The sequence below is a fragment of the Nocardioides zeae genome (genome assembly GCF_010686755.1).
Classification (GTDB): Bacteria; Actinomycetota; Actinomycetes; order Propionibacteriales; family Nocardioidaceae; genus Nocardioides; species Nocardioides zeae.
In genome coordinates this window covers 227708-250618 of the sequence record NZ_JAAGXA010000005.1, presented here as the reverse complement: position 1 = coordinate 250618, position 22911 = coordinate 227708, and the positions used below count along the sequence as shown (strand labels likewise).

21 protein-coding genes and 1 tRNA gene are annotated in these 22911 nt (G+C 73.1%); 17 read left to right on the top strand and 5 right to left on the bottom strand.

The window, feature by feature from the left end:
• Positions 1 to 2 precede the first annotated feature (2 nt).
• The 5 genes from G3T38_RS09315 (at position 3) to G3T38_RS09295 (ending at position 3851) form a co-directional block, all read left to right on the top strand.
• Positions 3 to 773 (top strand): hypothetical protein, encoded by a 771-nt coding sequence (locus tag G3T38_RS09315; RefSeq protein ID WP_163772012.1) that lies wholly within the window; start codon positions 3 to 5, stop codon positions 771 to 773.
• A 70-nt stretch (positions 774 to 843) separates the two neighbouring features.
• On the top strand, positions 844 to 1479 hold the full coding sequence (locus G3T38_RS09310) for a SatD family protein (protein ID WP_163772011.1): 636 nt from the start codon (positions 844 to 846) through the stop codon (positions 1477 to 1479).
• 62 nt (positions 1480 to 1541) lie between these two features.
• A tRNA-Leu gene (locus G3T38_RS09305) sits at positions 1542 to 1626 on the top strand.
• Between the two features lie 84 nt (positions 1627 to 1710).
• Positions 1711 to 2475, top strand: a complete 765-nt coding sequence (locus tag G3T38_RS09300) for an isocitrate lyase/PEP mutase family protein (RefSeq protein WP_163772010.1) — start codon at positions 1711 to 1713, stop codon at positions 2473 to 2475.
• A gap of 29 nt (positions 2476 to 2504) precedes the next feature.
• Positions 2505 to 3851: a M20/M25/M40 family metallo-hydrolase gene (locus G3T38_RS09295; protein ID WP_163772009.1), complete on the top strand. Its 1347-nt coding sequence runs from the start codon at positions 2505 to 2507 to the stop codon at positions 3849 to 3851.
• Between the two features lie 43 nt (positions 3852 to 3894).
• Here G3T38_RS09295 and G3T38_RS09290 read toward each other — a convergent pair whose 3' ends face one another.
• Together G3T38_RS09290 and G3T38_RS09285 are read right to left on the bottom strand one after the other, a co-directional pair.
• Positions 3895 to 4119 carry a DUF5703 family protein gene (locus G3T38_RS09290; RefSeq protein ID WP_163772008.1) on the bottom strand — a complete coding sequence of 75 codons (225 nt, stop codon included), beginning with the start codon at positions 4117 to 4119 and terminating at the stop codon, positions 3895 to 3897.
• Positions 4120 to 4186: 67 nt separating this feature from the next.
• Positions 4187 to 5167 carry an aldo/keto reductase gene (locus G3T38_RS09285; RefSeq protein WP_163772007.1) on the bottom strand — a complete coding sequence of 327 codons (981 nt, stop codon included), beginning with the start codon at positions 5165 to 5167 and terminating at the stop codon, positions 4187 to 4189.
• Between the two features lie 103 nt (positions 5168 to 5270).
• Here G3T38_RS09285 and G3T38_RS09280 point away from each other — a divergent pair, with 103 nt between their 5' ends.
• Positions 5271 to 6098 (top strand): undecaprenyl-diphosphate phosphatase, encoded by an 828-nt coding sequence (locus G3T38_RS09280; protein WP_338037558.1) that lies wholly within the window; start codon positions 5271 to 5273, stop codon positions 6096 to 6098.
• A 21-nt stretch (positions 6099 to 6119) separates the two neighbouring features.
• On the opposite strand, the gene corA is transcribed toward G3T38_RS09280, so the two are convergent.
• Positions 6120 to 7097 (bottom strand): magnesium/cobalt transporter CorA, encoded by a 978-nt coding sequence (gene corA / locus G3T38_RS09275; protein WP_163772005.1) that lies wholly within the window; start codon positions 7095 to 7097, stop codon positions 6120 to 6122.
• 62 nt (positions 7098 to 7159) lie between these two features.
• Here corA and G3T38_RS09270 point away from each other — a divergent pair, with 62 nt between their 5' ends.
• Genes G3T38_RS09270 through mshC form a run of 4 tightly spaced genes read left to right on the top strand, consistent with a single transcriptional unit; the run spans position 7160 to position 10506 of the window.
• Positions 7160 to 7888, top strand: a complete 729-nt coding sequence (locus G3T38_RS09270) for an MSMEG_4193 family putative phosphomutase (protein ID WP_163772004.1) — start codon at positions 7160 to 7162, stop codon at positions 7886 to 7888.
• Between the two features lie 10 nt (positions 7889 to 7898).
• Positions 7899 to 8477, top strand: a complete 579-nt coding sequence (locus tag G3T38_RS09265) for a DUF3090 domain-containing protein (protein ID WP_163772003.1) — start codon at positions 7899 to 7901, stop codon at positions 8475 to 8477.
• A complete protein-coding gene (locus G3T38_RS09260) occupies positions 8474 to 9241 on the top strand; it encodes an SCO1664 family protein (protein WP_163772002.1) in 768 nt (255 codons plus the stop codon). Before G3T38_RS09265 ends, G3T38_RS09260 begins: the two co-directional genes overlap by 4 nt.
• Before the next feature lie 26 nt (positions 9242 to 9267).
• A complete protein-coding gene (gene mshC / locus G3T38_RS09255) occupies positions 9268 to 10506 on the top strand; it encodes a cysteine--1-D-myo-inosityl 2-amino-2-deoxy-alpha-D-glucopyranoside ligase (protein WP_163772001.1) in 1239 nt (412 codons plus the stop codon).
• A gap of 180 nt (positions 10507 to 10686) precedes the next feature.
• On the opposite strand, the gene G3T38_RS09250 is transcribed toward mshC, so the two are convergent.
• The gene (locus G3T38_RS09250) at positions 10687 to 11535 is read right to left on the bottom strand and encodes a PAC2 family protein (protein ID WP_163772000.1); all 849 of its coding nucleotides are present in this window, start codon (positions 11533 to 11535) and stop codon (positions 10687 to 10689) included.
• A gap of 143 nt (positions 11536 to 11678) precedes the next feature.
• Here G3T38_RS09250 and metH point away from each other — a divergent pair, with 143 nt between their 5' ends.
• The 7 genes from metH to G3T38_RS09215 all read left to right on the top strand — a co-directional run bounded on the left by metH (position 11679) and on the right by G3T38_RS09215 (position 21969).
• Positions 11679 to 15407: a methionine synthase gene (metH, locus tag G3T38_RS09245; protein WP_163771999.1), complete on the top strand. Its 3729-nt coding sequence runs from the start codon at positions 11679 to 11681 to the stop codon at positions 15405 to 15407.
• 2 nt (positions 15408 to 15409) lie between these two features.
• Complete coding sequence (locus G3T38_RS09240) at positions 15410 to 16102, top strand: HAD family hydrolase (protein WP_338037556.1); 693 nt, start codon at positions 15410 to 15412, stop codon at positions 16100 to 16102.
• Positions 16103 to 16253: 151 nt separating this feature from the next.
• The gene (locus tag G3T38_RS09235) at positions 16254 to 17888 is read left to right on the top strand and encodes an ABC transporter substrate-binding protein (protein ID WP_206675835.1); all 1635 of its coding nucleotides are present in this window, start codon (positions 16254 to 16256) and stop codon (positions 17886 to 17888) included.
• 13 nt (positions 17889 to 17901) lie between these two features.
• Positions 17902 to 18906, top strand: a complete 1005-nt coding sequence (locus G3T38_RS09230; RefSeq protein WP_163771998.1) for an ABC transporter permease — start codon at positions 17902 to 17904, stop codon at positions 18904 to 18906.
• Positions 18903 to 19856, top strand: coding sequence for an ABC transporter permease subunit (locus G3T38_RS09225; protein WP_163771997.1), 954 nt, complete (start codon positions 18903 to 18905; stop codon positions 19854 to 19856). The genes G3T38_RS09230 and G3T38_RS09225 overlap by 4 nt, the downstream gene beginning before the upstream one ends.
• 5 nt (positions 19857 to 19861) lie before the next feature.
• Positions 19862 to 20944, top strand: coding sequence for an ABC transporter ATP-binding protein (locus G3T38_RS09220; RefSeq protein ID WP_163771996.1), 1083 nt, complete (start codon positions 19862 to 19864; stop codon positions 20942 to 20944).
• A complete protein-coding gene (locus G3T38_RS09215) occupies positions 20944 to 21969 on the top strand; it encodes an ABC transporter ATP-binding protein (protein WP_163771995.1) in 1026 nt (341 codons plus the stop codon). Before G3T38_RS09220 ends, G3T38_RS09215 begins: the two co-directional genes overlap by 1 nt.
• A 10-nt stretch (positions 21970 to 21979) precedes the next feature.
• Here the strand turns inward: G3T38_RS09215 and G3T38_RS09210 are convergent, their stop codons facing one another.
• Entirely contained in the window at positions 21980 to 22843 is an 864-nt protein-coding gene (locus tag G3T38_RS09210) for a RecB family exonuclease (protein ID WP_163771994.1), read from the bottom strand.
• Positions 22844 to 22911 lie beyond the last annotated feature (68 nt).

Genomic DNA, 22911 nt, shown 5'->3' with positions numbered 1-22911 from the left:
ACGTGGCCGGTGTGGCGTGGTGGTTGCTCGTGGTGGGTCTGTGCGACCTCTGTCGGGCCGACGGGGACGTCACCGGTCTCCTGCGTCGACGGGTCCTGGCCGTGCTCGGTGTCGTCGCCGTGGTCGGTGCGGCGCTGCTGTCCGACCCCACGGGTCGAGGCTGGTGGGGCTGGGTCCTCGCCGCCGCGGCGGTCGCCGTGTGGGTCCCCGCGTCGTCCGCCGCGCTGGCGCGCGGCCAGGTGCAGCCGCCCGGCCAGCCGCTGCTCCACGGGCGGTGGCGGTTCGCGGCGGCGTACGGCGCGTTCGGCACCGGCATCGCGGCGACCGTGGTCTGCGGACCGGCCATGGGTGCGCCGCACTTCGTGGACGACGTCGTCGCCGCCAGCGTGCTCGGCCGGTTCGACGGTGACGCGCTCCTCGTCGTGGCCGCCGTGGGGGTGGCCCAGCTCGCGACCGCCAACATCTTGGTGCGGCTGCTGCTCGACCTGGTCGGCGTCCCGGCGCACGACAACGAGAAGCAGCTGCGGGGCGGGCGGGTCCTGGGTCCGATGGAGCGGCTCCTCGTCGTGGGCCTCGGCGGCGCGGGCAGCCTCACGGGTGCCTCGCTCGTGGTCGCCGCGAAGGCCCTGCTGCGCTTCCCCGAGCTGCGAGCGCCCCGTGACGGCGCCTCGGGGTTCGGGGGCCCGAGCGACGTCACGGAGTACTTCCTGGTGGGGAGCCTGGCCAGCTGGTCGGTGGCGCTCGCCGGGGTCGGCCTGATCGCGCTCGCGTGAGGTGGCCCGTGCGGACCACAACTTCAGCGATGGGCTTCATTTCCCAAAAATGAAGTCATATGCTTCAGCAATGACGACCTATGCCGTGATCGGCGACCTCGTGGGGTCGCGGCGCTCCGGTGACCGACGCGCCGTCCAGGTCGCGCTCGCCGACGCGCTGACCGAGGCCGACCGCCGGGCGCCGTCGGTCGACGGGCTCCACGCGACCGTAGGCGACGAGTTCCAGGCGGTCTACCCGTCCCTGGGTGCCGCCGTGCGCGCCACGCTCGTCGTGCGCCTGCTGCTGCGGCCCGTGGTCGACACGCGCTACGGCATCGGTCTCGGCGACCGCGCCGTGCTCGACGGGAGCCGCACGCCCCCGCTCGAGGACGGCTCGGCCTGGTGGAGCGCACGCGCGGCGATCGACGAGCTGGGCCGTCCGGCGACGCGGCGGCGACGCACGTGGTTCGTGGCGGCCGAGGGAGCGACGCCGCCGTGCCCGGTCGACGTCGTCAATGCGCTGCTGCTCTGCCGCGACGCCCTCGTCGACCGCGTCGGCGCGACCGCGCACCCGATGCTCCTGGCCGGGCTGGACGGGTCCTCGCAACGCGACGTCGCGGCCGCCGTCGGCGTCAGCGAGTCCGCGGTGTCGCAGCAGTACGGCCGGGGCCTGGGGGCGCTCCGCGACGCCCAGGCCCTGCTCGACGGCGCCCTCGGTGGCGGGTGATCGGCTGTCGACCGCCGATGCGGTCGTTCCGGCGGACCCCTGCTACTGTTTCACCCGCACTCGTCCGGGTGGCGGAATTGGCAGACGCGCTAGCTTGAGGTGCTAGTGCCCTTATTGGGCATGGGGGTTCAAGTCCCCCCTCGGACACCGATCGGCCCCGAGTCCCTGCAGGTCAGGGACTCGGGGCCGAAGTGCTTCCCACCCTCGGAGGGGTGCGGCATGCTCGCTCCCATGAGTCTCGCTGCCACCGCCCGCACCCTCCTGGACCTCCACCGCGCACCCGAGCTGCTGACGGTCGTCAACGTCTGGGACTCGATCTCGGCCACGGTCGTGTCCGACCTCCCCGGCACCACCGCTCTGGCCACCGCGAGCCACTCGATCGCCGCCTCGCGCGGCTACGAGGACGGCGAGAACATCCCCCTCGCGGAGATGATCGAGGAGGTCCGGCGGATCGTGGCGGCGACGACGCTGCCGGTCTCGACCGACCTGGAGGGCGGGTACGGCGACGCGGCCGAGACCGTGCGCCGTGCCATCGGCGTGGGCGTCGTCGGCGCCAACGTCGAGGACCAGCTCCGTCCCCTCGGGGAGGCGGCCGCGCAGGTGGAGGCGATCATGCGGGCCGCCGCCGCCGAGGGGGTGCCGGACTTCGTGCTCAACGCCCGCACCGACGCGTTCGTGAAGGGCGCCGACGCCCCGCTGCAGGTGGCGCTGGAGCGCGGCCGGGCCTACCTCGACGCCGGCGCGCCCGTCGTCTTCGTGCCCGGCCGGCTCGACGAGGAGCAGGTCGCCACGCTCGTCGACGCGTTCGGCCCCCAGCGGCTCACCCTCATCGGCCTGCCCGGCACGCCGCCGCTCGCGCGGCTGCAGGAGCTGGGCGTCGCCCGGGTCTCCTACGGTCCGCTGTCCCAGCGGGTGGCCCTCACGGCGCTGGCCGAGCTCGTCGAGTCCGTGCAGGCCGGCGGCGGGGTGCCGGACGGCACACGACCCCTCAACTGACGCCACCGCCTCTTTGCCAGGATGGGCCCATGAGCGACGACACGAGCACTCCGGGAGCCGACGCCGCACGCGGGGACGGGCCGGTCTACGACCCCGCTGCCGAGGTCGTCGAGCTGTGCCGCGACCTGATCCGCATCGACACGTCCAACTACGGCGACGACTCGGGGCCGGGGGAGCGCAAGGCGGCGGAGCACGTCGCGACCCTGCTCGACGAGGTGGGCATCGAGTCGCGGCTCTACGAGAGCTCGCCGGGACGCACCAGCCTCGTGGCCCGCTGGGGCGGCCCCGAGGGCGACCCGCTCCTCGTGCACGGTCACCTCGACGTCGTTCCCGCCGCGGCCGAGGACTGGCAGGTCCACCCCTTCTCCGGCGAGGTGCAGGACGGGTACGTCTGGGGCCGGGGCGCCGTCGACATGAAGGACTTCGACGCCATGCTCCTGTCGGTCGTCCGGGCCCGCACCCGCGCCGGCGTGCTGCCGAAGCGGCCCGTGGTGCTGTGCTTCACGGCCGACGAGGAGGCCGGGGGCCACCAGGGCGCCGAGGTGCTGGTCGAGGAGCACCCGGACGAGCTCGCCGACTGCACGGAGGCGATCGGCGAGGTCGGGGGCTTCAGCGCCACCGTCCGCGGTCGCCGCGTCTACCTCATCGAGGCCGCCGAGAAGGGGATGGCCTGGATGCGGCTCACCACTCGGGGTCGCGCCGGCCACGGGTCGATGGTGAACACCGAGAACGCGGTCACCGACCTCGCGGGCGCGGTCGCCCGCATCGGCGCCCACGAGTGGCCGGTGCGCCTCACCCCGACGATGGAGGTGCTCCTCGCGACCATCGGCGAGCTGGCGGGCACGCCGGCGACCCCCGAGAACGCCCCGGCCCTCGTCGAGGAGTTCGGCGGCGCCGCGCGGATGCTGGGCAACGTCATCCGCAACTCGACGAACCCGACGATGCTCAGCGCGGGCTACAAGGTCAACGTCGTTCCGACCGAGGCGACCGCGCACGTCGACGGCCGCTTCCTGCCGGGCTTCGAGGACGAGTTCTTCGCCACGCTCGCCGAGCTGACGGGCGAGAACGTGGAGATCGAGTTCGTCTCCCACCAGCAGCCGTGGGAGACGCCCTACGACGGGCACCTCGTCGACGCCATGACCCGCAGCCTGCTGGCCGAGGACCCGGGGGCGCTCGTCGCGCCGTACCTCATGAGCGGCGGCACCGACGCGAAGCACTTCCGCAAGCTGGGCATGCGCTCCTACGGGTTCGCGCCGCTGCGGCTGCCCGCCGACCTCGATTTCACCGCGCTCTTCCACGGGGTCGACGAGCGCGTGCCGGTCGATGCGCTCGAGTTCGGCGCGCGGGTCTTCGACCGGTTCCTCGGCGACGCCTGACGGTCCAGCCGGCCCGGGCGGTCCGGCCGGCCCGCCCCGGGCCCTAGCTGGCCCAGAGCGTCGGGCGCTGACGGATGATCTTGCGACGCACGATGACGCGCCGCACGCCGTCGTTGCCGATGCGGAGGCGGTCGAGCTCCCAGCCGCCGTGCTCGGCCATCTCGACGAGGGCCTGGCGCACGGCGTTGCGGGAGAGGTGGCGCGACAGCACCACGTCGCGGAACTCCCACTCGACGCCGCGGGACAGGGCGGGGCGGTGCCTGCTCATCGGATGTCACCTCCGGGTGGGGCGCCCGACGCCGTCCCCGGGAGGGGGCGGCCCGACGGGGGCCGGGTCAGTCGACCGCTGAGACGTCGTCCAGCGCGTCGGCGATCTCGAGGGGGAGGGCCTTGTCCTCGACGCTGAGGAGGGCCCGGAGCTGCGCGGCCGTGCGCGCCCCGACGACGGGTGCGGCGACGCCCGGACGGTCACGCACCCAGGCCAACGCCACCTCGGCCGGAGTCCATCCCAGTCCGTCCGCGGCCTTCACCACGGACTCGACGATCCCGTGGGAGCGCTCGTCCAGGTAGGGCTCGACGAAGGACGCCAGGTGCGACGTGGCGGCGCGGGAGTCCGACGGCGTGCCGGTGCGGTACTTGCCCGTCAGCACCCCACGGCCCAGCGGCGACCACGTCAGCACGCCCAGCCCGAGCGCCTCCGCGGCGGGCAGCACCTCGAGCTCGACGTTGCGGTTGAGCAGGGAGTACTCGACCTGCGTCGACACGAGCGGCGCGCGTCCGGGGACGGCGCGCTGCCAGGTCGCGGCCTGCGCCGTCTGCCAGCCCGTGTAGTTGGAGACGCCGACGTAGCGGGCCCGGCCGGTGGACACGACGTGGTCGAGGGTCGCGAGCGTCTCCTCGAGCGGGGTGGCGTCGGACCACACGTGCACCTGCAGCAGGTCGACGTGGTCGGTGCCGAGGCGTCGCAGCGAGGCGTCGAGCGACGCGAGGACCGAGCGGCGCGACGTGTCGCGGGTGGCGCCCCGGTTCGGGGAGCCACCGGGCCTGCCGGCAGGGCGTCGTTGACCGAGCCCCGCCTTCGTGGCCAGCACGACGTCCTCGCGGGCGACCACGTCGCCCAGCAGGCTCCCGATCAGCTGCTCGGACACACCGTCGCCGTACGCCGCGGCGGTGTCCAGCAGGGTGCCTCCGGCGCCGACGAACGCGACGAGCTGGTCGCGCGCCTCGTGCTCGTCGGTGTCGCGCCCCCACGTCATGGTGCCGAGCCCGAGGCGCGAGACCCGCAGGCCGCTGGCCCCGACCGATCGCTGCTGCATGCGGGTCAACCTAGCGGCCGGCCGCAGACGTGTCGCACATCGCGCGGGCGTGGCGGGCCGTCCTGGCCCGGTGTGCCACGGCGGTGCCCTAAAGTCGGCGCCCGTGTGGGACTACCTCCAAGCCGTCGTGCTCGGCGTGATCCAGGGCCTCACGGAGTTCCTGCCGATCTCCTCGAGCGCCCACCTCCGCATCTTCCCCGAGCTGGTCGGCTGGGAGGACCCGGGCGCGGCCTTCACGGCCGTCTGCCAGATCGGCACGGAGGTCGCGGTCCTCCTCTACTTCCGCAAGGACATCTGGCGCATCGCGGTGGCGTGGCTGCGCTCGCTCGTCAAGCCGGAGCTGCGCGGCAGCCTCGACGCGCGGATGGGCTGGTTCATCATCGTCGGCTCGTTGCCGATCGTGCTGCTCGGCCTGCTCTTCGAGGACGCGATCGACAGTGCCCTGCGCAGCCTGTGGGTCGTCGCCTCCACCCTCGTGGTGATGGGCATCGTGCTGGGCCTCGCCGACCGGTACGGCGCGTCCGCCCGCACCTTCAAGGACCTCACCCTCCGCGACTCGGTGCTGATGGGCGTCGCGCAGGCGGCGGCGCTCGTGCCCGGCGTGTCGCGCTCCGGCGCGACCATCTCGATGGGTCGTGCCCTCGGCTACGAGCGGGAGGTCACGACCCGGTACGCCTTCCTCCTGGCGATCCCCGCGGTCGTCGGCGCGGGTGTCTACAAGCTCAAGGACGTGCCCGGTGGGGACAACCCGTACGGCTGGGGGCCGACCATCGCGGCCACCGTGGTCGCCTTCGTGGTCGGCTACGCCGTCATCGCGTGGCTGCTGCGCTACGTCTCGACCCGGTCCTACCTGCCGTTCGTGACCTACCGTGTGGTCCTGGGCCTCGGCGTCATGGGCCTCCTCGGCGCGGGCGTGCTCACCGCCACCTGAGCGGCCGCGCCCCGATGGGCCTCACAGCCAGCCCGAGCGCTTGAAGAACCACCACAGCCCGCCCGAGCACAGCACCATGAGCAGCAGCGCCATCGGGTAGCCGAGCGTCCAGTGCAGCTCGGGCATGTGGGTGAAGTTCATGCCGTAGATGCCCGCCACCAGGGTGGGACCCGCCACGAGCGCCACCCCGGCGGAGATCTTGCGCATGTCCTCGTTCTGCTGCACCGAGATGCGTGCCAGCTGGGCCTCGAAGGCCGCGGCCAGCAGGTTGTCGAGACCCTCGACGACCTCGGCCACCGAGGAGAGGTGGTCCGCGACGTCGCGGAAGTACGGCGCGGAGCGCTCCGGCACGCCGGGGACGTCGCCCGCGGCCATGCGGCGCATCGGCTCCCGCAGGGGCAGGACGGCGCGCCGTACCTCCGCGAGCTCGCGCTTGAGCCGGAAGATCCGGGCGGAGTCGTCGGTGCGGGCGGGGGAGAAGACGGAGGCCTCCACCTCGTCGACGTCGACCTCGAGGTTGGCCGCCACCTCGCCGTACGCGTCGACGACGTGGTCGGCGATGGCGTAGAGCACCGCGGCCGGGCCGTGGGCGAGCACGCCGGGACGGCCCTCGAGCTCCTTGCGGACCGCGCGCACGTCGCAGCCCTCGCCGTGCCGGACGTGCACGACGAAGCCGGGTCCGAGGAAGACGCCGATCTCGCCCGTCTCGACGTCGTCGGAGGCGTCGACGTACCAGAGGGTCTTGAGCACGCAGTAGAGCTGGTCGCCGTAGCGCTCCAGCTTCGGTCGCTGGTGGGCGTGCACCGCGTCCTCGACGGCCAGGTGGTGGAGGCCGAAGTGCTGCGCGACGGAGTCCATCTCGGCAGCGGTGGGCTCGAACAGCCCGACCCACACGACGTCGCCCTCGCGCCGCGCGGCCAGCACGCCGGCGAGGTCGTCGGACGCGCAGCCGGGGTCCGTCCGGCGCCCGTCCCGGTAGAGCGCGTTGTCGACGATCACGGGTGCAACATAGACGCCGCCGCGGCACGGGGGGCCGCGACGCCACGCCGTACGCTCGGGCCATGGCCACCGTGATCCTGCAGCGCCACGGGCGCACCACCGCCAACGCCGGCGGCGTGCTCGCCGGACGCCTCCCCGGCGTCCGCCTCGACGAGACCGGGCAGGGCCAGGCCCGTGACGCCGCCGCCCGCCTCAGCGCGGTGCCGCTCGTCGCCGTCGCGTCCAGCCCGCAGGAGCGGTGCGCGGAGACCGCGGCGTACGTCGTCGAGGCGTTCGCGGCGTCCGGCCGGGCCCTCGCCGTGGAGACGGAGGAGCGGCTCGCCGAGTGCGACTACGGCGACTGGCAGGGGCGGCTGCTCACGGACCTGGCGGGGGAGGACCTCTGGAAGGTCGTGCAGCGGCAGCCGTCGGCTGCCGCGTTCCCCGGCGGGGAGTCGCTGCGCACCATGCAGCGCCGGGCGGTCGACGCGGTGCGGGAGCGCGACGCGGCCGTCGAGGCGCAGCACGGCGCCGAGGCCGTGTGGCTGGCGGTGACGCACGGGGACATCGTGAAGGCCGTGCTCGCCGACGCCCTCGGGATGCACCTCGACCTCTTCCAGCGCCTCCACGCCGACCCGGCGTCGCTGACGATCATCCGGTACGGCGCGACCCGCCCGGTCGTCCTGCAGGCGAACTCGCACGCGGGCGACCTGTCGTGGCTCCACCGCCCCCCGGCCGGTGGCGACGTCGGCGGCGGCGCCGGACCGGGCGGGCCTGCCGCCCCGACCGGGCCGGCTACGGCCACGTCCTAGGCTGTCGACCATGCCTCCCGTCGTGCACCGCTTCGACCCGCCGGACCGCTTCGTCGTGGGGACCGTGGGCGAGCCCGGGTCGCGGGCGTTCTTCCTGCAGGCCCGCTCGGGCGCCCGTCTCGTCACCGTCGGTCTGGAGAAGCAGCAGGTGATCGCGCTGGCCGAGCGTGTCGACGAGCTGCTGGACGAGGTCATGGAGACCGAGCAGCACTCCGACCTGGTGCCCGCGATCGCGCCCGTCGACCTGCGCGACGACGCGCCGCTCGAGCAGCCCATCGAGGAGGAGTTCCGCGCCGGCACGATGACGCTGTCGTGGGATCCCTCCGACGACCGGGTCGTCGTCGAGGTCTTCCCCTTCACCGAGGAGGCCGTGATCACCCCCGGGCAGCCCGAGGAGGAGATCGACGAGCCGGAGCCCGACGAGATCTTCCTGGTGCGCATGGCCGCGGGCACGGCGCGCGCGTTCGTGCACCGTGCGCTGGCCGTCGTCGAGGCCGGCCGACCCTCCTGCCCCTTCTGCGCGCAGCCGATCGACCCCGACGGCCACCTGTGCGTGCGGGCCAACGGCTTCCGACGGCGGGATCCGTGACCGACCCTGCCGCGTTCGCGCTGGGGGAGCTGACCTTGCGCGGGCGGGTCATGCCGGCCTCCAACGCCACGTTCGTCGGTGACGTCGACGGTCTCGAGGTGGTCTACAAGCCCATCCGCGGCGAGCGGCCGCTGTGGGACTTCCCCGACGAGAGCCTCGCGGGGCGCGAGGTGGCGGCCTACGAGCTCTCGGCGGCGACCGGGTGGGACGTCGTGCCGCCGACGATCCTGCGGGAGGGCCCGCACGGCCCCGGGATGGTGCAGCTCTGGCAGCACACCGATCCCGAGCAGTCCGCCGTCGACATCGTGCCCGCCGGCGAGGTCCCGTCCGGCTGGTGCCACGTCTTCGACGGTCTCGACGCCCAGGACCAGCCGGTGGCGCTCGTGCACGAGGACTCGACCGCCCTGCGCCGGATGGCGGTCTTCGACGTCGTCGCCAACAACGCCGACCGCAAGGGCGGCCACGTGCTCGAGATGGCGTCGGGACACCGGTACGGCGTCGACCACGGCCTCACGTTCCACACCGAGCCCAAGCTGCGCACCGTGCTCTGGGGCTGGGCGGGGCGGCCGCTGCTCGCGGACGAGGTCGCCGTGCTGGAGCGCCTCGTCGGGGAGCTGACCGGTGCCCTCGGCGACCGGTTGGCCGAGCTCGTCACCGACGAGGAGGTCGCGGCCACGGCCGCGCGCTGCCGTGCGCTGCTGTCGGCCGGCGGGCTGCCGAGCCCGTCGGGCGAGTGGCCCGCCATCCCCTGGCCGCCGTTCTGAGGCGAGGGTTGGCTAGGCTCGGTCCCATGCGCGCCTGGTCCGCCCCCGACGTCCCCTCCCTCCCCGTCCGGGGCCCGCAGGTGTCGCTCCACGACAGCGCCTCCGGCCGCCTCGTGCCGACCGACCCCCAGGGCGCGGCCCGCCTCTACGTCTGCGGCATCACGCCGTACGACGCGACCCACATGGGCCACGCGGCGACGTACGTCGCGTTCGACCTCCTCGTGCGCGCCTGGCGCAACGCCGGCCACGACGTCACCTACGTGCAGAACGTCACCGACGTCGACGACCCGCTGCTCGAGCGCGCCGCCAAGGTGGGCACGGACTGGGTGACGATCGCCGAGCGGGAGACGCAGCTGTTCCGCGACGACATGGAGTCGCTGCGCGTCCTGCCGCCCGCGCACTACGTCGGCGCGGTCGAGTCGATCCCGTGGGTCGTCGAGATGATCGAGCGGCTGGCCGAGGCGGGTGCGATCTACCACGTGGACGACGACCTCTACTTCTCCGTCGGGGCCGACCCGACCTTCGGGTCGGTGTCCGGTGCCGACCGCGAGACGATGCGGGCGATCTTCGCCGAGCGCGGCGGCGACCCCGACCGCCCGGGCAAGCGCGATCCGCTCGACTGCCTGGTCTGGATGGCCGAGCGCCCGGGGGAGCCCTCGTGGGAGAGCCCGTTCGGCCGGGGCCGCCCCGGCTGGCACATCGAGTGCACCGCGATCGCGCTCAAGCACCTCGGCTCCACCTTCGACGTGCAGGGCGGCGGCAGCGACCTCGTCTTCCCCCACCACGAGATGTGTGCGGCCGAGGCCCAGGCCGCCGTGCCCGACCACCGCTTCGCGAAGGCCTACGTCCACGCCGGCATGGTGGCCTACGACGGCGAGAAGATGTCGAAGTCGAAGGGCAACCTCGTCTTCGTCTCGCAGCTGCGCTTCTCCGAGGTCGACTCGATGGCGATCCGCCTCGTCCTCCTGGGCCAGCACTACCGCTCCGACTGGGAGTGGACGGACGAGCTCCTGTGGGCCGCGGGCGAGCGCCTCGACGTGCTGCGCAAGGCCGTCTCGCTGGGTGCGGGCGCGCCGTCGGGCCCGGTCGTCGAGCAGGTGCTCGCCGCGCTGGCCGACGACCTCGACGCGCCGACCGCCCTCGCCTCCCTGCAGGCGTGGGCCGAGGCGACCCTGGGCTCGACCGGCCTGGCCGACACGTCCGACCCGGACGCCGGCCGCGTCGTACGGGAGCTCGCCGACGCCGCCCTCGGCCTGCAGCTCTGAGCCGAGACCCAGCCCGTTCTCCCTCCACAGGTGGGGGCACGGAGCAGCCGGTCGGTTCCCCGGTCAGCCGGGGAACCGACCACTTAGCGCATCAAATTTGATGGTCAAAGCGGCGTGTTCCCCGGTCAGCCGGGGAACCGACCAGCCCGACCGGCCCGCCCACCGTCCCCAGGCGGGGGCTCAGGCGTCGTCGTCGCGGCGCTTGAGGTACCGCTCGAACTCGCGCGCGATGGCCTCGCCGCTCGCCTCGGGCAGGTCGGCGGTGTCGCGGCTCTCCTCGAGCGCGCGCACGTAGTCGGCGATCTCCTCGTCCTCCTCGGCCAGCTCGTCGACGCCGCGCTCCCAGGCGCGGGCGTCCTCGGGCAGGTCGCCGAGCGGGATGGAGACGCCGAGGAGGTCCTCGAGGTGGCCGATGAGGGCGAGGGTCGCCTTCGGGCACGGGGGCTGCGCGACGTAGTGCGGGACCGCGGCCCAGTAGGACACCGACGGCACGTCGAGGCGCTGGCACGCGTCCTGGATGACCCCGACGATCCCCGTCGGCCCCTCGTAGGTCGACTCGTCGAGCTTGAGCCGGTCCGCCAGGTCGGGCTCGGACGCCGAGCCGGTGACGGGGATGGGACGGGTGTGGGGCGAGTCGGCGAGGAGGGCGCCGAGGGTGATGACCATCGTGCCGCCGAGCTCGTCGCAGGCGGCGAGCAGCTCGCCGCAGAACTGGCGCCACCGCATGTTGGGCTCGATGCCGCGCACGAGGATCACGTCGCGGTCGAAGCCCGGGGGCGAGGCGACGGCGATCCGGGTGGTGGGCCAGGTGAGCTGCCGCATCCCGTTCTCGTCCGTGCCCACGACCGGGCGGTTGACCTGGAAGTCGTAGAAGTCCTCGGGGTCCAGGGCCCCGACCACGCGGGCGCTCCAGACGTCCATCAAGTGGTCGACCACGCCGCTCGCGGCATCGGCGGCGTCGTTCCAGCCCTCGAAGGCCGCGATCACCACCGGGTCGACCAGACCCTCCACGTCGTCGAACTCGATCACCGCTCCAGCCTAGTCCGCGCTCCTGTGCACCCGGACCGGGTACCGCTCCCCGGTGCGTCGTGGATTTCGGCCGCGTCGCCGCCGGGTGTCACGATCTGACACAGGTGTCCGCAAACCGGACAGCGAGGAGGAAGGTGGACCACGTGCCGGACCGTCAGCACCGCCCCGACAGCACCGCCGAGCTCACCCGCGCCCTGCGGGAGCGCATCCTCGTCATCGACGGTGCCATGGGTACGGCGATCCAGCGCGACCGTCCCGACGAGGCGGGCTACCGGGGCGAGCGCTTCGCCGACTGGCCGAGCGACCTCGTCGGCAACAACGACCTGCTGACGCTGACGCAGCCGGCCATCATCGAGGGCATCCACCGGGAGTACCTCGAGGCCGGCGCCGACATCATCGAGACCAACACCTTCAACGCCAACGCGATCTCGCTGTCCGACTACGACATGGGGGAGCTCGCCTACGAGCTCAACCTGGAGTCGGCGCGGCTGGCGCGCGCCGCCGCCGACGCCTTCACGACGACCGAGCGCCCGCGCTACGTCGCCGGTGCGCTGGGCCCGACCTCGCGGACGGCGTCGATCAGCCCCGACGTGAACGACCCCGGGGCGCGGAACGTCACCTGGGACGAGCTCGTCGCGGCGTACACGACCGCCACGCACGGCCTGCTCGACGGCGGCTCCGACATCATCATCATCGAGACGATCTTCGACACGCTGAACGCGAAGGCGGCGATCTTCGCCGTCGAGACCGTGTTCGACGAGCTCGGTCGGCGGTGGCCGGTCATCATCTCGGGCACCATCACGGACGCCTCGGGCCGCACGCTGTCCGGGCAGACCACCGAGGCGTTCTGGTACTCCGTCCGCCACGCCCAGCCCCTCCTCGTCGGGCTGAACTGCGCCCTCGGGGCGAAGGAGATGCGGCCGTTCCTCGCCGACCTGTCGCGGGTCGCCGGGACGTTCGTCTCGGCGTACCCCAACGCCGGCCTGCCCAACGCCTTCGGCGAGTACGACGAGGCCGCCGAGGAGACCGCCGCCATCGTGGCCGAGTTCGCCGAGGCGGGCCTGGTCAACCTCGTCGGCGGGTGCTGCGGCACCACCCCGGCCCACATCGACGCCATCGCCCGCGCCGTCGCGGACAGCACGCCCCGCGAGGTGCCGACGCCCCGCCCGGCGCTGCGGCTCTCCGGCCTCGAGCCGCTCGTCGTCGACGAGGACAGCCTCTTCGTCAACGTCGGCGAGCGCACCAACGTCACCGGGTCCGCGCGGTTCAAGAAGCTCATCAAGGACGGCGACTACGACACCGCGCTGTCCGTGGCTGCCCAGCAGGTCGAGAGCGGCGCGCAGGTCGTCGACGTCAACATGGACGAGGGCATGCTCGACGGCGTCGCCGCCATGGAGCGCTTCCTCAAGCTCGTGGCGTCCGAGCCCGACATCAGCCGCGTGCCGCTCATGGTCGACTCCTCGAAGTGGGAGGTCATCGAGGCCGGCCTCAAGTGCGTGCAGGGCCGCCCGATCGTGAACTCGATCTCCATGAAGGAGGGCGAGGACGCGTTCCGCCAGCAGGCGCGCCTCGTGCGTCGCTACGGCGCCGCCGCCGTGGTGATGGCGTTCGACGAGGACGGCCAGGCCGACACCCTCGAGCGCCGCAAGCAGATCTGCTCGCGCGCCTACCGGATCCTCGTCGACGAGGTCGGCTTCGACCCGGACGACATCATCTTCGACCCCAACGTCTTCGCGGTCGCCACGGGCATCGAGGAGCACGCGACCTACGGCGTCGACTTCATCGAGGCCGTCCGCTGGATCCGCGAGAACCTGCCGGGCGCGCACGTCTCCGGGGGCATCTCCAACGTCTCCTTCTCGTTCCGCGGCAACAACCCGGTGCGCGAGGCGATCCACGCGGTCTTCCTCTTCCACGCGATCCGCGCGGGCCTCGACATGGGCATCGTCAACGCCGGGGCGCTCGTCGTCTACGACCAGGTCGACGAGCGGCTCCGGGAGCGCATCGAGGACGTCGTGCTCAACCGGCGTCCCGACGCCACGGAGCGGCTGCTCGAGATCGCCGAGGAGTACCGGGGCTCGGGCGAGGTCGCCGAGGCGGCCGTCGACGAGTGGCGCTCGCTGCCCGTCGCCGAGCGGATCACGCACGCCCTCGTCAAAGGCATCGACGCGCACGTCGAGGCCGACACCGAGGAGCTGCGCCAGCTCATCTCCGACCGCGGCGGCCGGCCCATCGAGGTCATCGAGGGTCCGCTCATGGACGGCATGAACGTCGTCGGCGACCTCTTCGGCGCGGGCAAGATGTTCCTCCCGCAGGTGGTGAAGAGCGCCCGCGTCATGAAGAAGGCCGTGGCCTACCTCATCCCCTTCATCGAGGAGGAGAAGGCCAACGACCCGACGCTGGCGGCCACGAAGGACACCAACGGCACGATCGTGATGGCGACCGTCAAGGGCGACGTCCACGACATCGGCAAGAACATCGTCGGGGTCGTCCTGGCCTGCAACAACTACGAGGTCATCGACCTCGGCGTCATGGTGCCGGCCCAGAAGATCCTCGACGCGGCGAAGGAGCACCAGGCCGACATCATCGGGCTCTCGGGCCTCATCACGCCGAGCCTCGACGAGATGGTCGGGTTCGCGACGGAGATGCAGCGCCAGGGTCTCGACATCCCGCTGCTCATCGGCGGCGCGACGACCTCCCGCGCCCACACCGCCGTCAAGGTGGACCCCCGCTACGACGGGCCCGTGGTCTGGGTGAAGGACGCCTCGCGCTCGGTGCCCGTCGCGGCCGCGCTGCTGCACCCCACCAACCGGGACAAGCTGCTCGGGGACGTCAAGACCGACTACGACGCGCTGCGCACCCGCCACGCCGGCAAGCAGGAGCGCAAGCTGCTGCCGCTCGAGGACGCACGCGCACGCCGTACGCCGCTGGACTGGTCGTCGTTCACCCCCGTCGCCCCGGCCCGGCCGGGCGTGCACGTGCTCGAGGACTACCCGATCGCGGAGCTCGTCGAGTTCATCGACTGGCAGCCGTTCTTCAACGCCTGGGAGATGAAGGGGCGCTTCCCCGACATCCTCAACAACCCGGCGAGCAGCGAGGCGGCGCGCCGGCTGTGGGACGACGCCCAGGCGATGCTCGGGCGGATCATCGACGAGAAGTGGCTGACCGCGCGCGGTGTGCTCGGCTTCTTCCCGGCGGCCGGCCGCGGCGACGACACGGTGCTCTACACGGACGAGACGCGCACGAGCGAGCTGGCCGTGCTGCACCACCTGCGCCAGCAGGGGGAGCACCGCGAGGGGGTCCCCAACCGCTCGCTCGCCGACTTCGTCGCCCCCGAGGAGACGGGTCTGCCCGACCACGTCGGCGCCTTCGCCGTCACGGCCGGCATCGGGCTCGAGGAGCGGGTGAAGGCCTACAAGGACGACCTCGACGACTACAACGCGATCCTCATCGAGGCGCTCGCCGACCGGCTCGCCGAGGCCTTCGCGGAGCGGCTGCACCAGCGGGTGCGCACCGAGCTCTGGGGCCACGTCGACGACGAGCAGCTCACCAACGAGGACCTCATCGCCGAGCGCTACTCGGGCATCCGCCCGGCGCCCGGCTACCCGGCGTGCCCCGAGCACACGGAGAAGCTGACGCTCTGGGAGCTGCTCGACGTCGAGGCGACGACCGGGATCACGCTCACCGAGTCGATGGCCATGTGGCCCGGCGCCGCGGTGTCGGGGTGGTACTTCGCGCACCCCGATTCCCAGTACTTCGTCGTCGGTCGCGTCGGCCGCGACCAGGTCGAGGACTACGCCGCTCGCAAGGGCTGGAGCATCCCCGAGGCCGAGCGCTGGCTGTCGGCCAACCTCGGCTACGACCCGGAGGACTGAGCGTGAGCCCCGACCCCGGTCCCGACCCCGGCCCCGGTCCCGCGGACCGTCCGGCCGCCGTCCTGTGGGACATGGACGGCACCCTCGTCGACACGGAGCCGTACTGGATCGAGACCGAGTTCGCGATGGCGGCGCGGTACGGCGCGACCTGGACCACCGAGGACGCGCTGGCGCTCGTCGGGAACGACCTCCTGGTCTCCGGCGAGTACATCCGGACCCGGATGGGGCTCGACCTGACGGCGGCGGAGGTCGTCGAGGAGCTGCTCGACGGCGTCGTCGCCCGCATCGCCGAGGGGATCCCCTGGCGGCCCGGCGCGCGGGAGCTCCTCGCCGACCTGCGGCGCTCCGGGATCCCGTGCGCGCTCGTCACGATGTCGTACCGCCGCTTCGCCGAGCCCGTCGTGGCGGCCCTGGAGGAGGGCAGCTTCGAGGTCGTGGTGACTGGGGACGAGGTCGACCACGGCAAGCCGCACCCCGCGCCGTACCTGCGCGCCGCGTGGCTGCTGGGGGTGGAGCCGGGCGACTGCGTCGCGATCGAGGACTCCTCGACGGGCGTCGCGTCGGCGGTCGCCGCCGGCTGCCGCACGCTGGCGGTGCCGCACCACGTGCCCGTGCCGGACGGGCCGAGCCACGTGCAGGCGACCACGCTGGAGGGCCTGGACGCCGCAGCGTTGTGGTCGCTGGTGCGTCCCTGACGCTCCTCTCGGGATGGCCTGCGTCACGATCGTTGCCGTATCGCGACCTCCCCGGGCACGTTTCGCTGGTGACGCGGGCACGTCCCGGCGGCTAACTTGCGCGGACGCTCTGCCGAATCGGGTCGGCAGAGGTGATGTCATGAGGTGAGACGTGCGTTCGACGAGCATTCGTCGGACCGGCGCGGGCGTGGCAGCGGTGCTGCTCGTCGGCTCGGTCCTGGCCGGTTGTGTGGAGAGCGAGCGGGACGGCAAGGAGAACACCTTCGTGTTCGCCGCCTCCGCCGCACCGAAGACCCTGGATCCCTTCTACGCCTCCGACGGCGAGACCTTCCGGGTCACGAGACAGATCTACGAGGGCCTGGTCGGCACGGAGCCGGGCACGGTGGAGCCCGCCCCGCTGCTGGCCGAGTCGTGGACCCAGTCCGACGACGGGCTGTCCTACACGTTCGACCTCGAGGACGGCGTCACCTTCCACGACGGCACCCCGTTCGACGCCGAGGCCGTGTGCGCGAACTTCGAGCGGTGGTCCGCCACGCCGGAGGTCAACCAGACGGACGACAAGGCGTACTACTACGGCAAGCTGTTCCGCGGCTTCGCGACCGGGGCGACGGCCGAGAGCGCGATCTACGCCGGGTGCTCGGCCGACGACGAGCTGACCGCCACGATCACGCTCGACGCACCGTTCGCCGGGTTCATCGCCGCGATGTCGCTGCCCGCCTTCGCGATGCAGAGCCCGACGGCGCTGGAGGAGTACCAGGACGACGAGTCCGCGTCCGTGCTCACCACGCCCTACGGCACGGAGCACCCGACGGGCACCGGCCCGTTCGAGTTCGCCTCGTGGAACCAGGGCAGCGGCGAGGTGCGCCTCACGCCCTACGACGACTACTGGGGCGAGGCCGCCAAGGTCGACGAGGTCGTCGTCGTCGAGATCGACACGGCCCGCGGCCGCGCCGAGGCGCTGCGCAACGGCGAGATCGACGGCTTCGACCTCGTGGGGCCGGCCGACGTGGAGTCGCTGGCCGACGAGGGCTTCAGCATCGAGAACCGCCCGGCCTTCAACATCCTCTACCTCGCCTTCAACCAGGCGCAGGCGCCGTTCGACGACATCCGGGTGCGCCAGGCCATCGCGCACGCCATCGACAAGGAGGCCGTCATCTCGGCCTCCATGCCCGACGGCACCGAGCCTGCCGACCAGTTCGTCCCGGAGCTCGTGGACGGGTACGCCGCGGACGTGCCCACCTACGAGCACGACCCGGAGCTGGCCCGGCAGCTGCTGGAGGAGGCCGGCGTCGCCGGCACGACGATCACGTTCAACTACCCGACGAACATCAGCCGGCCCTACATGCCGCAGCCGGACGACACCTTCAACATCGTCCGCAGCCAGCTGGAGGCGGTGGGCCTGACGGTCGAGCCCGTCGCCGCCGAGTGGACGGACTACCTGGAGCAGGTGCAGAACACGCCCGACCACGGCATCCACCTGCTCGGCTGGACGGGCGACTACGACGACCCGGACAACTTCCTCGGCGTGTTCTTCGGGCAGCAGAGCCTCGAGTGGGGCTTCGACGACCCGGAGCTCTTCGCCGAGGTGGCGGCGCCGCGGCAGCTCACCACGACGGACGAGCAGCGGCCGCTCTACGAGCAGGTGAACCGGGACGTCATGGAGTTCCTCCCCGGCATCCCGCTCGCCAGCCCCGTGCCGTCCCTGGCGTTCGCCGAGAACGTGGAGGGCTACGAGGCGAGCCCGGTGCAGGACGAGGTCTGGAACATGGTCGAGATCACCGACTGACGAGGCAGCGACCATGCTCCGCTTCATCGCCCGGCGGCTGCTCCTGATGGTGCCCGTGCTGTTCGGGCTGTCGGTGCTGCTGTTCGCGTGGGTGCGCGCGCTCCCCGGGGATCCCGCCCGGGCCCTCCTCGGGGAGCGCGCCTCCGACGCCGGCGTCGCCCGCGTCAACGAGGTCTACGGCTTCGACCGCCCGGTCCTCGAGCAGTACGGCGTGTACGTCGGCGCCCTGCTGCGGGGCGACCTGGGCACGTCGATCCAGACGGGGCGACCCGTCACGACCTCGTTCCTCGAGTACTTCCCGGCGACCCTCGAGCTCGCCCTGGCGGCGCTGCTCTTCGCCGTGGTGCTCGGCGTCCCGCTGGGCTACCTCGCGGCCCGCCACCGGGGCGGACTCGTCGACAGCGTCGTCGTGTCGGGGTCCCTCCTCGGGGTCGTCACCCCCGTCTTCTTCCTCGCGATCCTGCTCAAGCTGGTCTTCGCGAGCTGGCTGGGATGGCTGCCGTCGGGCCTGCGGCAGGATCCCCGCCTGGACGCCACCCACGTGACCAACTTCTACGTGCTCGACGGCATGCTGACCGGCGAGTGGGACGCCGCGTGGGACGCGCTCGTGCACCTCGTGCTGCCCGGCATCGCGCTCGGCACCATCCCGCTCGCGATCATCGTGCGGATCACGCGGGCGTCGGTCGCCGAGGTGCTCGACGAGGACCACGTGCGCACGGCCCGTGCCAAGGGCCTGGCCGCCGGCACGATCTCGCGGCGGCACGTGCTCCGCAACGCCCTGCTGCCGGTGATGACGACGATCGGCCTGCAGGCGGGGCTCCTCCTCTCGGGAGCCGTCCTGACCGAGACGGTCTTCTCCTTCAACGGCATCGGGTCCTACCTGTTCGGCGCCATCACCGACCGGGACTACCCGGTGCTCCAGGGCTTCATCCTGTTCATCGCGCTCATCTACTGCCTCATCAACCTGCTCGTCGACGTGCTCCACGGCGTCGTCGATCCCCGAGTGAGGGTCTCGTGAGTCTCCCCGTCCCGTCCGCGACCGGCGCCGACCCGATCGCCGTCGGTCCCGTCGCCCCCGAGGAGGCCGGCGTCAGCCTCGGGCGCGCCACGTGGCGCCGCCTGCGCCGCACGCCGACCGCGTGGGTGGGCGCCGTGATCATCGGCCTCTTCGTGCTGGTCGCCCTCGCCGCCCCGCTGCTGACCCCCTACGAGCCCGCCAGCACGCGGTGGGCCGCCGAGGTGAGCACGACGAACGTGCCCGGGCCGTCGGCCGAGCACTGGCTCGGGCTCGACCGGTACGGCGCCGACATGGCCACCCAGCTGCTGTACGGCGCGCGCACCTCCCTCCTGTACGGCGTCGTCTCCACCCTCATCGGCCTCCTGGCCGGCACCGCGCTCGGTGCCCTGGCGGGTGGGGCCGGCGCAGTCGGCGGGCGCGTCGGCGCGTGGGTCGACGCCACCATCATGCGGGTCGTCGACGTGATGCTGGCCGTGCCGAGCCTCCTGCTGGCCGTCAGCATCGCTGCCGTGCTGGGCAAGAGCGGCACCGCGATCGTGGTCGCGATCGGCGCCGCCCAGGTGCCGGTCTTCGCCCGGCTGCTGCGCAGCTCGATGCTCGCCCAGGCGGGAGCCGACTACGTGCTGGCGGCGAACGCGCTCGGGCTGCGGCGCTCGCGGATCGTGATGAGCCACCTCCTGCCCAACTCGGTCGGGCCCACCATCGTCCAGGCCACGCTCAACCTCGCGACGGCGATCATCGAGGTCGCGGCCCTGTCCTACCTGGGCCTCGGCACGCCGGAGGTCGCCAGTGCCGAGTGGGGTCGGATGCTCGTCGCCGCCCAGGAGCGCTTCGACGAGGCGCCCCGGCTCGCGCTCCTGCCCGGCATCGCGATCGCCGTCACCGCCCTGGGGTTCACGCTCCTCGGCGAGGCGCTCCGCGAGGCCCTCGACCCCCGGTCCCGGAGGTGACCCCCATGAGCCCGACGACCCACCCGACCCCGACCCCCGCGGGCGACGCCTCCCGCGTCGTACCCGGGGAGGAGCCGCTCCTGTCCGTGCGTGACCTGCGGGTGCGCTTCCACAGCCGCGACCACGACGTCGTGGCCGTCGACGAGGTCTCCCTCGACGTGCCGGCGGGCCGCAACGTGGCCCTGGTCGGCGAGTCGGGCAGCGGGAAGTCGGTGACGGCGCTGGCGATCATGGGCCTGCTGCCCCGCCGCGGGGTCGAGGTGACCGGCGAGGTGCGCTACCGGGGCCAGGACCTGCTGACCCTGGGGGAGCGGCAGCGCGAGGCCCTGCGCGGGCCCGAGATCGCCATGGTGTTCCAGGACCCGATGACCTCGCTCAACCCGGTCGTGACGATCGGGGTGCAGCTCGACGAGGTGCTCCGTCGGCACTTCGACCTCTCGCGCCGTGAGCGCCGTGAGCGCTGCGCGGACCTGCTCGCCCGGGTCGGCATCCCCGATCCGGTGCGGCGCCTCAAGGAGTACCCCCACCAGCTCTCCGGCGGCATGCGCCAGCGCGTCCTCATCGCGATCGCCCTGGCCTGCGAGCCGCGGCTGCTCATCGCCGACGAGCCGACCACGGCCCTCGACGTCACGATCCAGGCCCAGGTGCTCGACGTCCTCGCCGCGCTCGTCGCCGACAGCGACGCCGCGCTCCTCCTCATCACCCACGACCTGGGCGTCGTCGCCGGGGTGTGCGACGAGGTCAACGTCATGTACGCCGGGCGCATCGTCGAGTCCGCCCCGCGCCGCGCGCTCTTCGCAGCACCGGCGCACCCCTACACGGTGGGGCTGCTGGGCAGCATCCCGCGGCTCGACACCCCGCGCGGGACGCCGCTCGTGCCCATCCCCGGATCGCCCACGCAGACCGTGCCCTGGACCGACGCGTGCGCCTTCAGCCCGCGGTGCGGCCGTGCGGACGACACGTGCCGGACGTCGTCCCCCGCGCTGGAGCCCGGCCCGGAGCCCCCCGTCGGGGCAGGCGACGAGGACCGCCGTCGGCGGTGCTTCCACCCGGTCGAGGCGCGGGAACCCCGCGAGAAGGAGCTGTGATGACCACCGAGGTGCTGCTCGACGTGCGCGACCTCGCCGTGCACTACCCGCTGCGGGGGCGCCGGGGCACGGTCCGGGCCGTCGACGGCGTCGACCTCGCCGTACCGGCGGGGCGCACCGTCGGTCTCGTCGGCGAGTCGGGCTGCGGCAAGTCGACCCTGGGCCGGGCGATCCTGCGGCTGGCGCCCGTCACGCGCGGCGAGGTGCGGGTCGACGGCACCGACCTCGCCACGCTGAAGGGGGAGGCGCTGCGGCGCCGCCGCCGCGACCTCCAGATGGTGTTCCAGGACCCGTTGGCGAGCCTCAACCCGCGGCAGTCGGTCGAGACGATCCTGACCGAACCCCTGCGCGCCCACGGGCTGCCGGCGGGCGGTGACCGGGTGGCCGAGCTGCTCGACCAGGTCGGGCTGCCGCGGGCGGCGGGGCGTCGCTACCCGCACGAGTTCTCGGGCGGCCAGCGCCAGCGGATCGGCATCGCGCGGGCGCTGGCACTGCGGCCGCGGCTCGTCATCGCCGACGAGCCGGTCTCGGCCCTCGACGTGTCGATCCAGGCGCAGGTGCTCAACCTGCTGGCCGACCTGCAGGCCGAGCTGGGCCTCACCTACCTGGTGATCGCGCACGACCTGGCCGTCGTGCGGCACGTCTCGGACGAGGTGGCGGTGATGTACCTCGGGGGGATCGTCGAGCGGGCCACCGCCGACGAGCTCTACGACCGTCCGCTCCACCCCTACACCCGGGGGCTGATGTCGGCCGTGCCCGTGCCCGACCCCGAGGTCGAGGACCGCCGCGAGCGCATCCTGCTGCGGGGCGACCTGCCGTCCCCGGCCGACCCGCCCGGAGGCTGCCGGTTCCACACGCGCTGCCCGTTCGTGCAGGCCGACCGCTGCCGTGACGAGCGTCCCCTGCCGCGGGCCGTCGACCTGCCGGGCGTGCCGGCCGAACACGTGGTCGCCTGCCACCACGCCGAGCGCATCGCGACGGGGGAGATCCGTGCGGCAGACCCGGTCGGGGTGGGCGCCTCCTGACCCTCCGGGATCAGGGGGTGGGCGGCGCGGGGGCGCGCTCGGGGGCCGGCAGCGGCGGGGGAGTGCCGCCGTACGCCGGGCAGAGCGCCTGGTGGGAGCACCACCCGCAGAGCTTGCCGGGCCGGGGCTCCCACTGGCCCGACGCGCGCGCGGCGCTGATCGCTCGCCAGACCGCCTCGACCTTGCGCTCGGTGGCGCGCAGGTCGGACTCGTCGGGCACGTAGCGGATGATCTCGCCGCTGCCCAGGTAGATCAGCTGGAGCATGGCCGGCAGCACGCCCCGCGTGCGCTGCAGCACCAGCGCGTAGAACTTCATCTGGAACAGCGCCCGGCCCTCGAAGCCGACGCCCGGGGCGCGGCCCGTCTTGTAGTCCACCACCCTCAGCTGTCCGTCGGGCGCGACGTCGAGACGGTCCACGAAGCCGCGCAGCAGGAGGCGGGTGTCGGTCAGGGTCTCCACGTAGAGCTCCCGCTCCGCCGGCTCGAGCCGCGTCGGGTCCTCCAGCGTGAAGTACCGCGCCAGCACGGCGTCGCACGTGCGGAGCCACGCCTCCTCCGTGGTGCCCGTCGCCGCGAACTCGGCCGCCACGGCCGGCTCGCGCTCCCGCACCTCGGCCCAGGCGGCGGGGACCATCCCGGCCGCGCGGTCGGGGGTGCGCTCGCCCGCGGGGAGGTCGAAGAGCAGCTCCAGCACGCGGTGGACGACGGTGCCGCGCACCGCGTCGAGCGAGGGACGCTCGGGGAGCCGGTCCACGTGCCGGAACCGGTAGAGCAGGGGGCACGTCAGGAAGTCGCCCGCCCGGCTGGGCGACAGGGTGCCGAGCACCTCCTCCGACGCGGCGAGCGTCGTGACGGCGTCGGCGGGCGAGGACATGCGGATCACCCTAGGACAGGCCGCCGACAGTCCACCGACAGGACGGGGCCGGGCCACCGACGGTCCCG

What these genes read in the sequence shown, in the direction of transcription:
- G3T38_RS09310 (WP_163772011.1), top strand. Translation starts at nt 844, where the DNA reads ATGACGACCTATGCCGTGATCGGCGACCTCGTGGGGTCGCGGCGCTCC.
- G3T38_RS09300 (WP_163772010.1), top strand. Translation starts at nt 1,711, where the DNA reads ATGAGTCTCGCTGCCACCGCCCGCACCCTCCTGGACCTCCACCGCGCA.
- G3T38_RS09295 (WP_163772009.1), top strand. Translation starts at nt 2,505, where the DNA reads ATGAGCGACGACACGAGCACTCCGGGAGCCGACGCCGCACGCGGGGAC.
- G3T38_RS09290 (WP_163772008.1), bottom strand. Translation starts at nt 4,119, where the DNA reads ATGAGCAGGCACCGCCCCGCCCTGTCCCGCGGCGTCGAGTGGGAGTTC.
- G3T38_RS09285 (WP_163772007.1), bottom strand. Translation starts at nt 5,167, where the DNA reads ATGCAGCAGCGATCGGTCGGGGCCAGCGGCCTGCGGGTCTCGCGCCTC.
- G3T38_RS09270 (WP_163772004.1), top strand. Translation starts at nt 7,160, where the DNA reads ATGGCCACCGTGATCCTGCAGCGCCACGGGCGCACCACCGCCAACGCC.
- G3T38_RS09265 (WP_163772003.1), top strand. Translation starts at nt 7,899, where the DNA reads ATGCCTCCCGTCGTGCACCGCTTCGACCCGCCGGACCGCTTCGTCGTG.
- mshC (WP_163772001.1), top strand. Translation starts at nt 9,268, where the DNA reads ATGCGCGCCTGGTCCGCCCCCGACGTCCCCTCCCTCCCCGTCCGGGGC.
- G3T38_RS09230 (WP_163771998.1), top strand. Translation starts at nt 17,902, where the DNA reads ATGCTCCGCTTCATCGCCCGGCGGCTGCTCCTGATGGTGCCCGTGCTG.
- G3T38_RS09220 (WP_163771996.1), top strand. Translation starts at nt 19,862, where the DNA reads ATGAGCCCGACGACCCACCCGACCCCGACCCCCGCGGGCGACGCCTCC.
- G3T38_RS09215 (WP_163771995.1), top strand. Translation starts at nt 20,944, where the DNA reads ATGACCACCGAGGTGCTGCTCGACGTGCGCGACCTCGCCGTGCACTAC.
- G3T38_RS09210 (WP_163771994.1), bottom strand. Translation starts at nt 22,843, where the DNA reads ATGTCCTCGCCCGCCGACGCCGTCACGACGCTCGCCGCGTCGGAGGAG.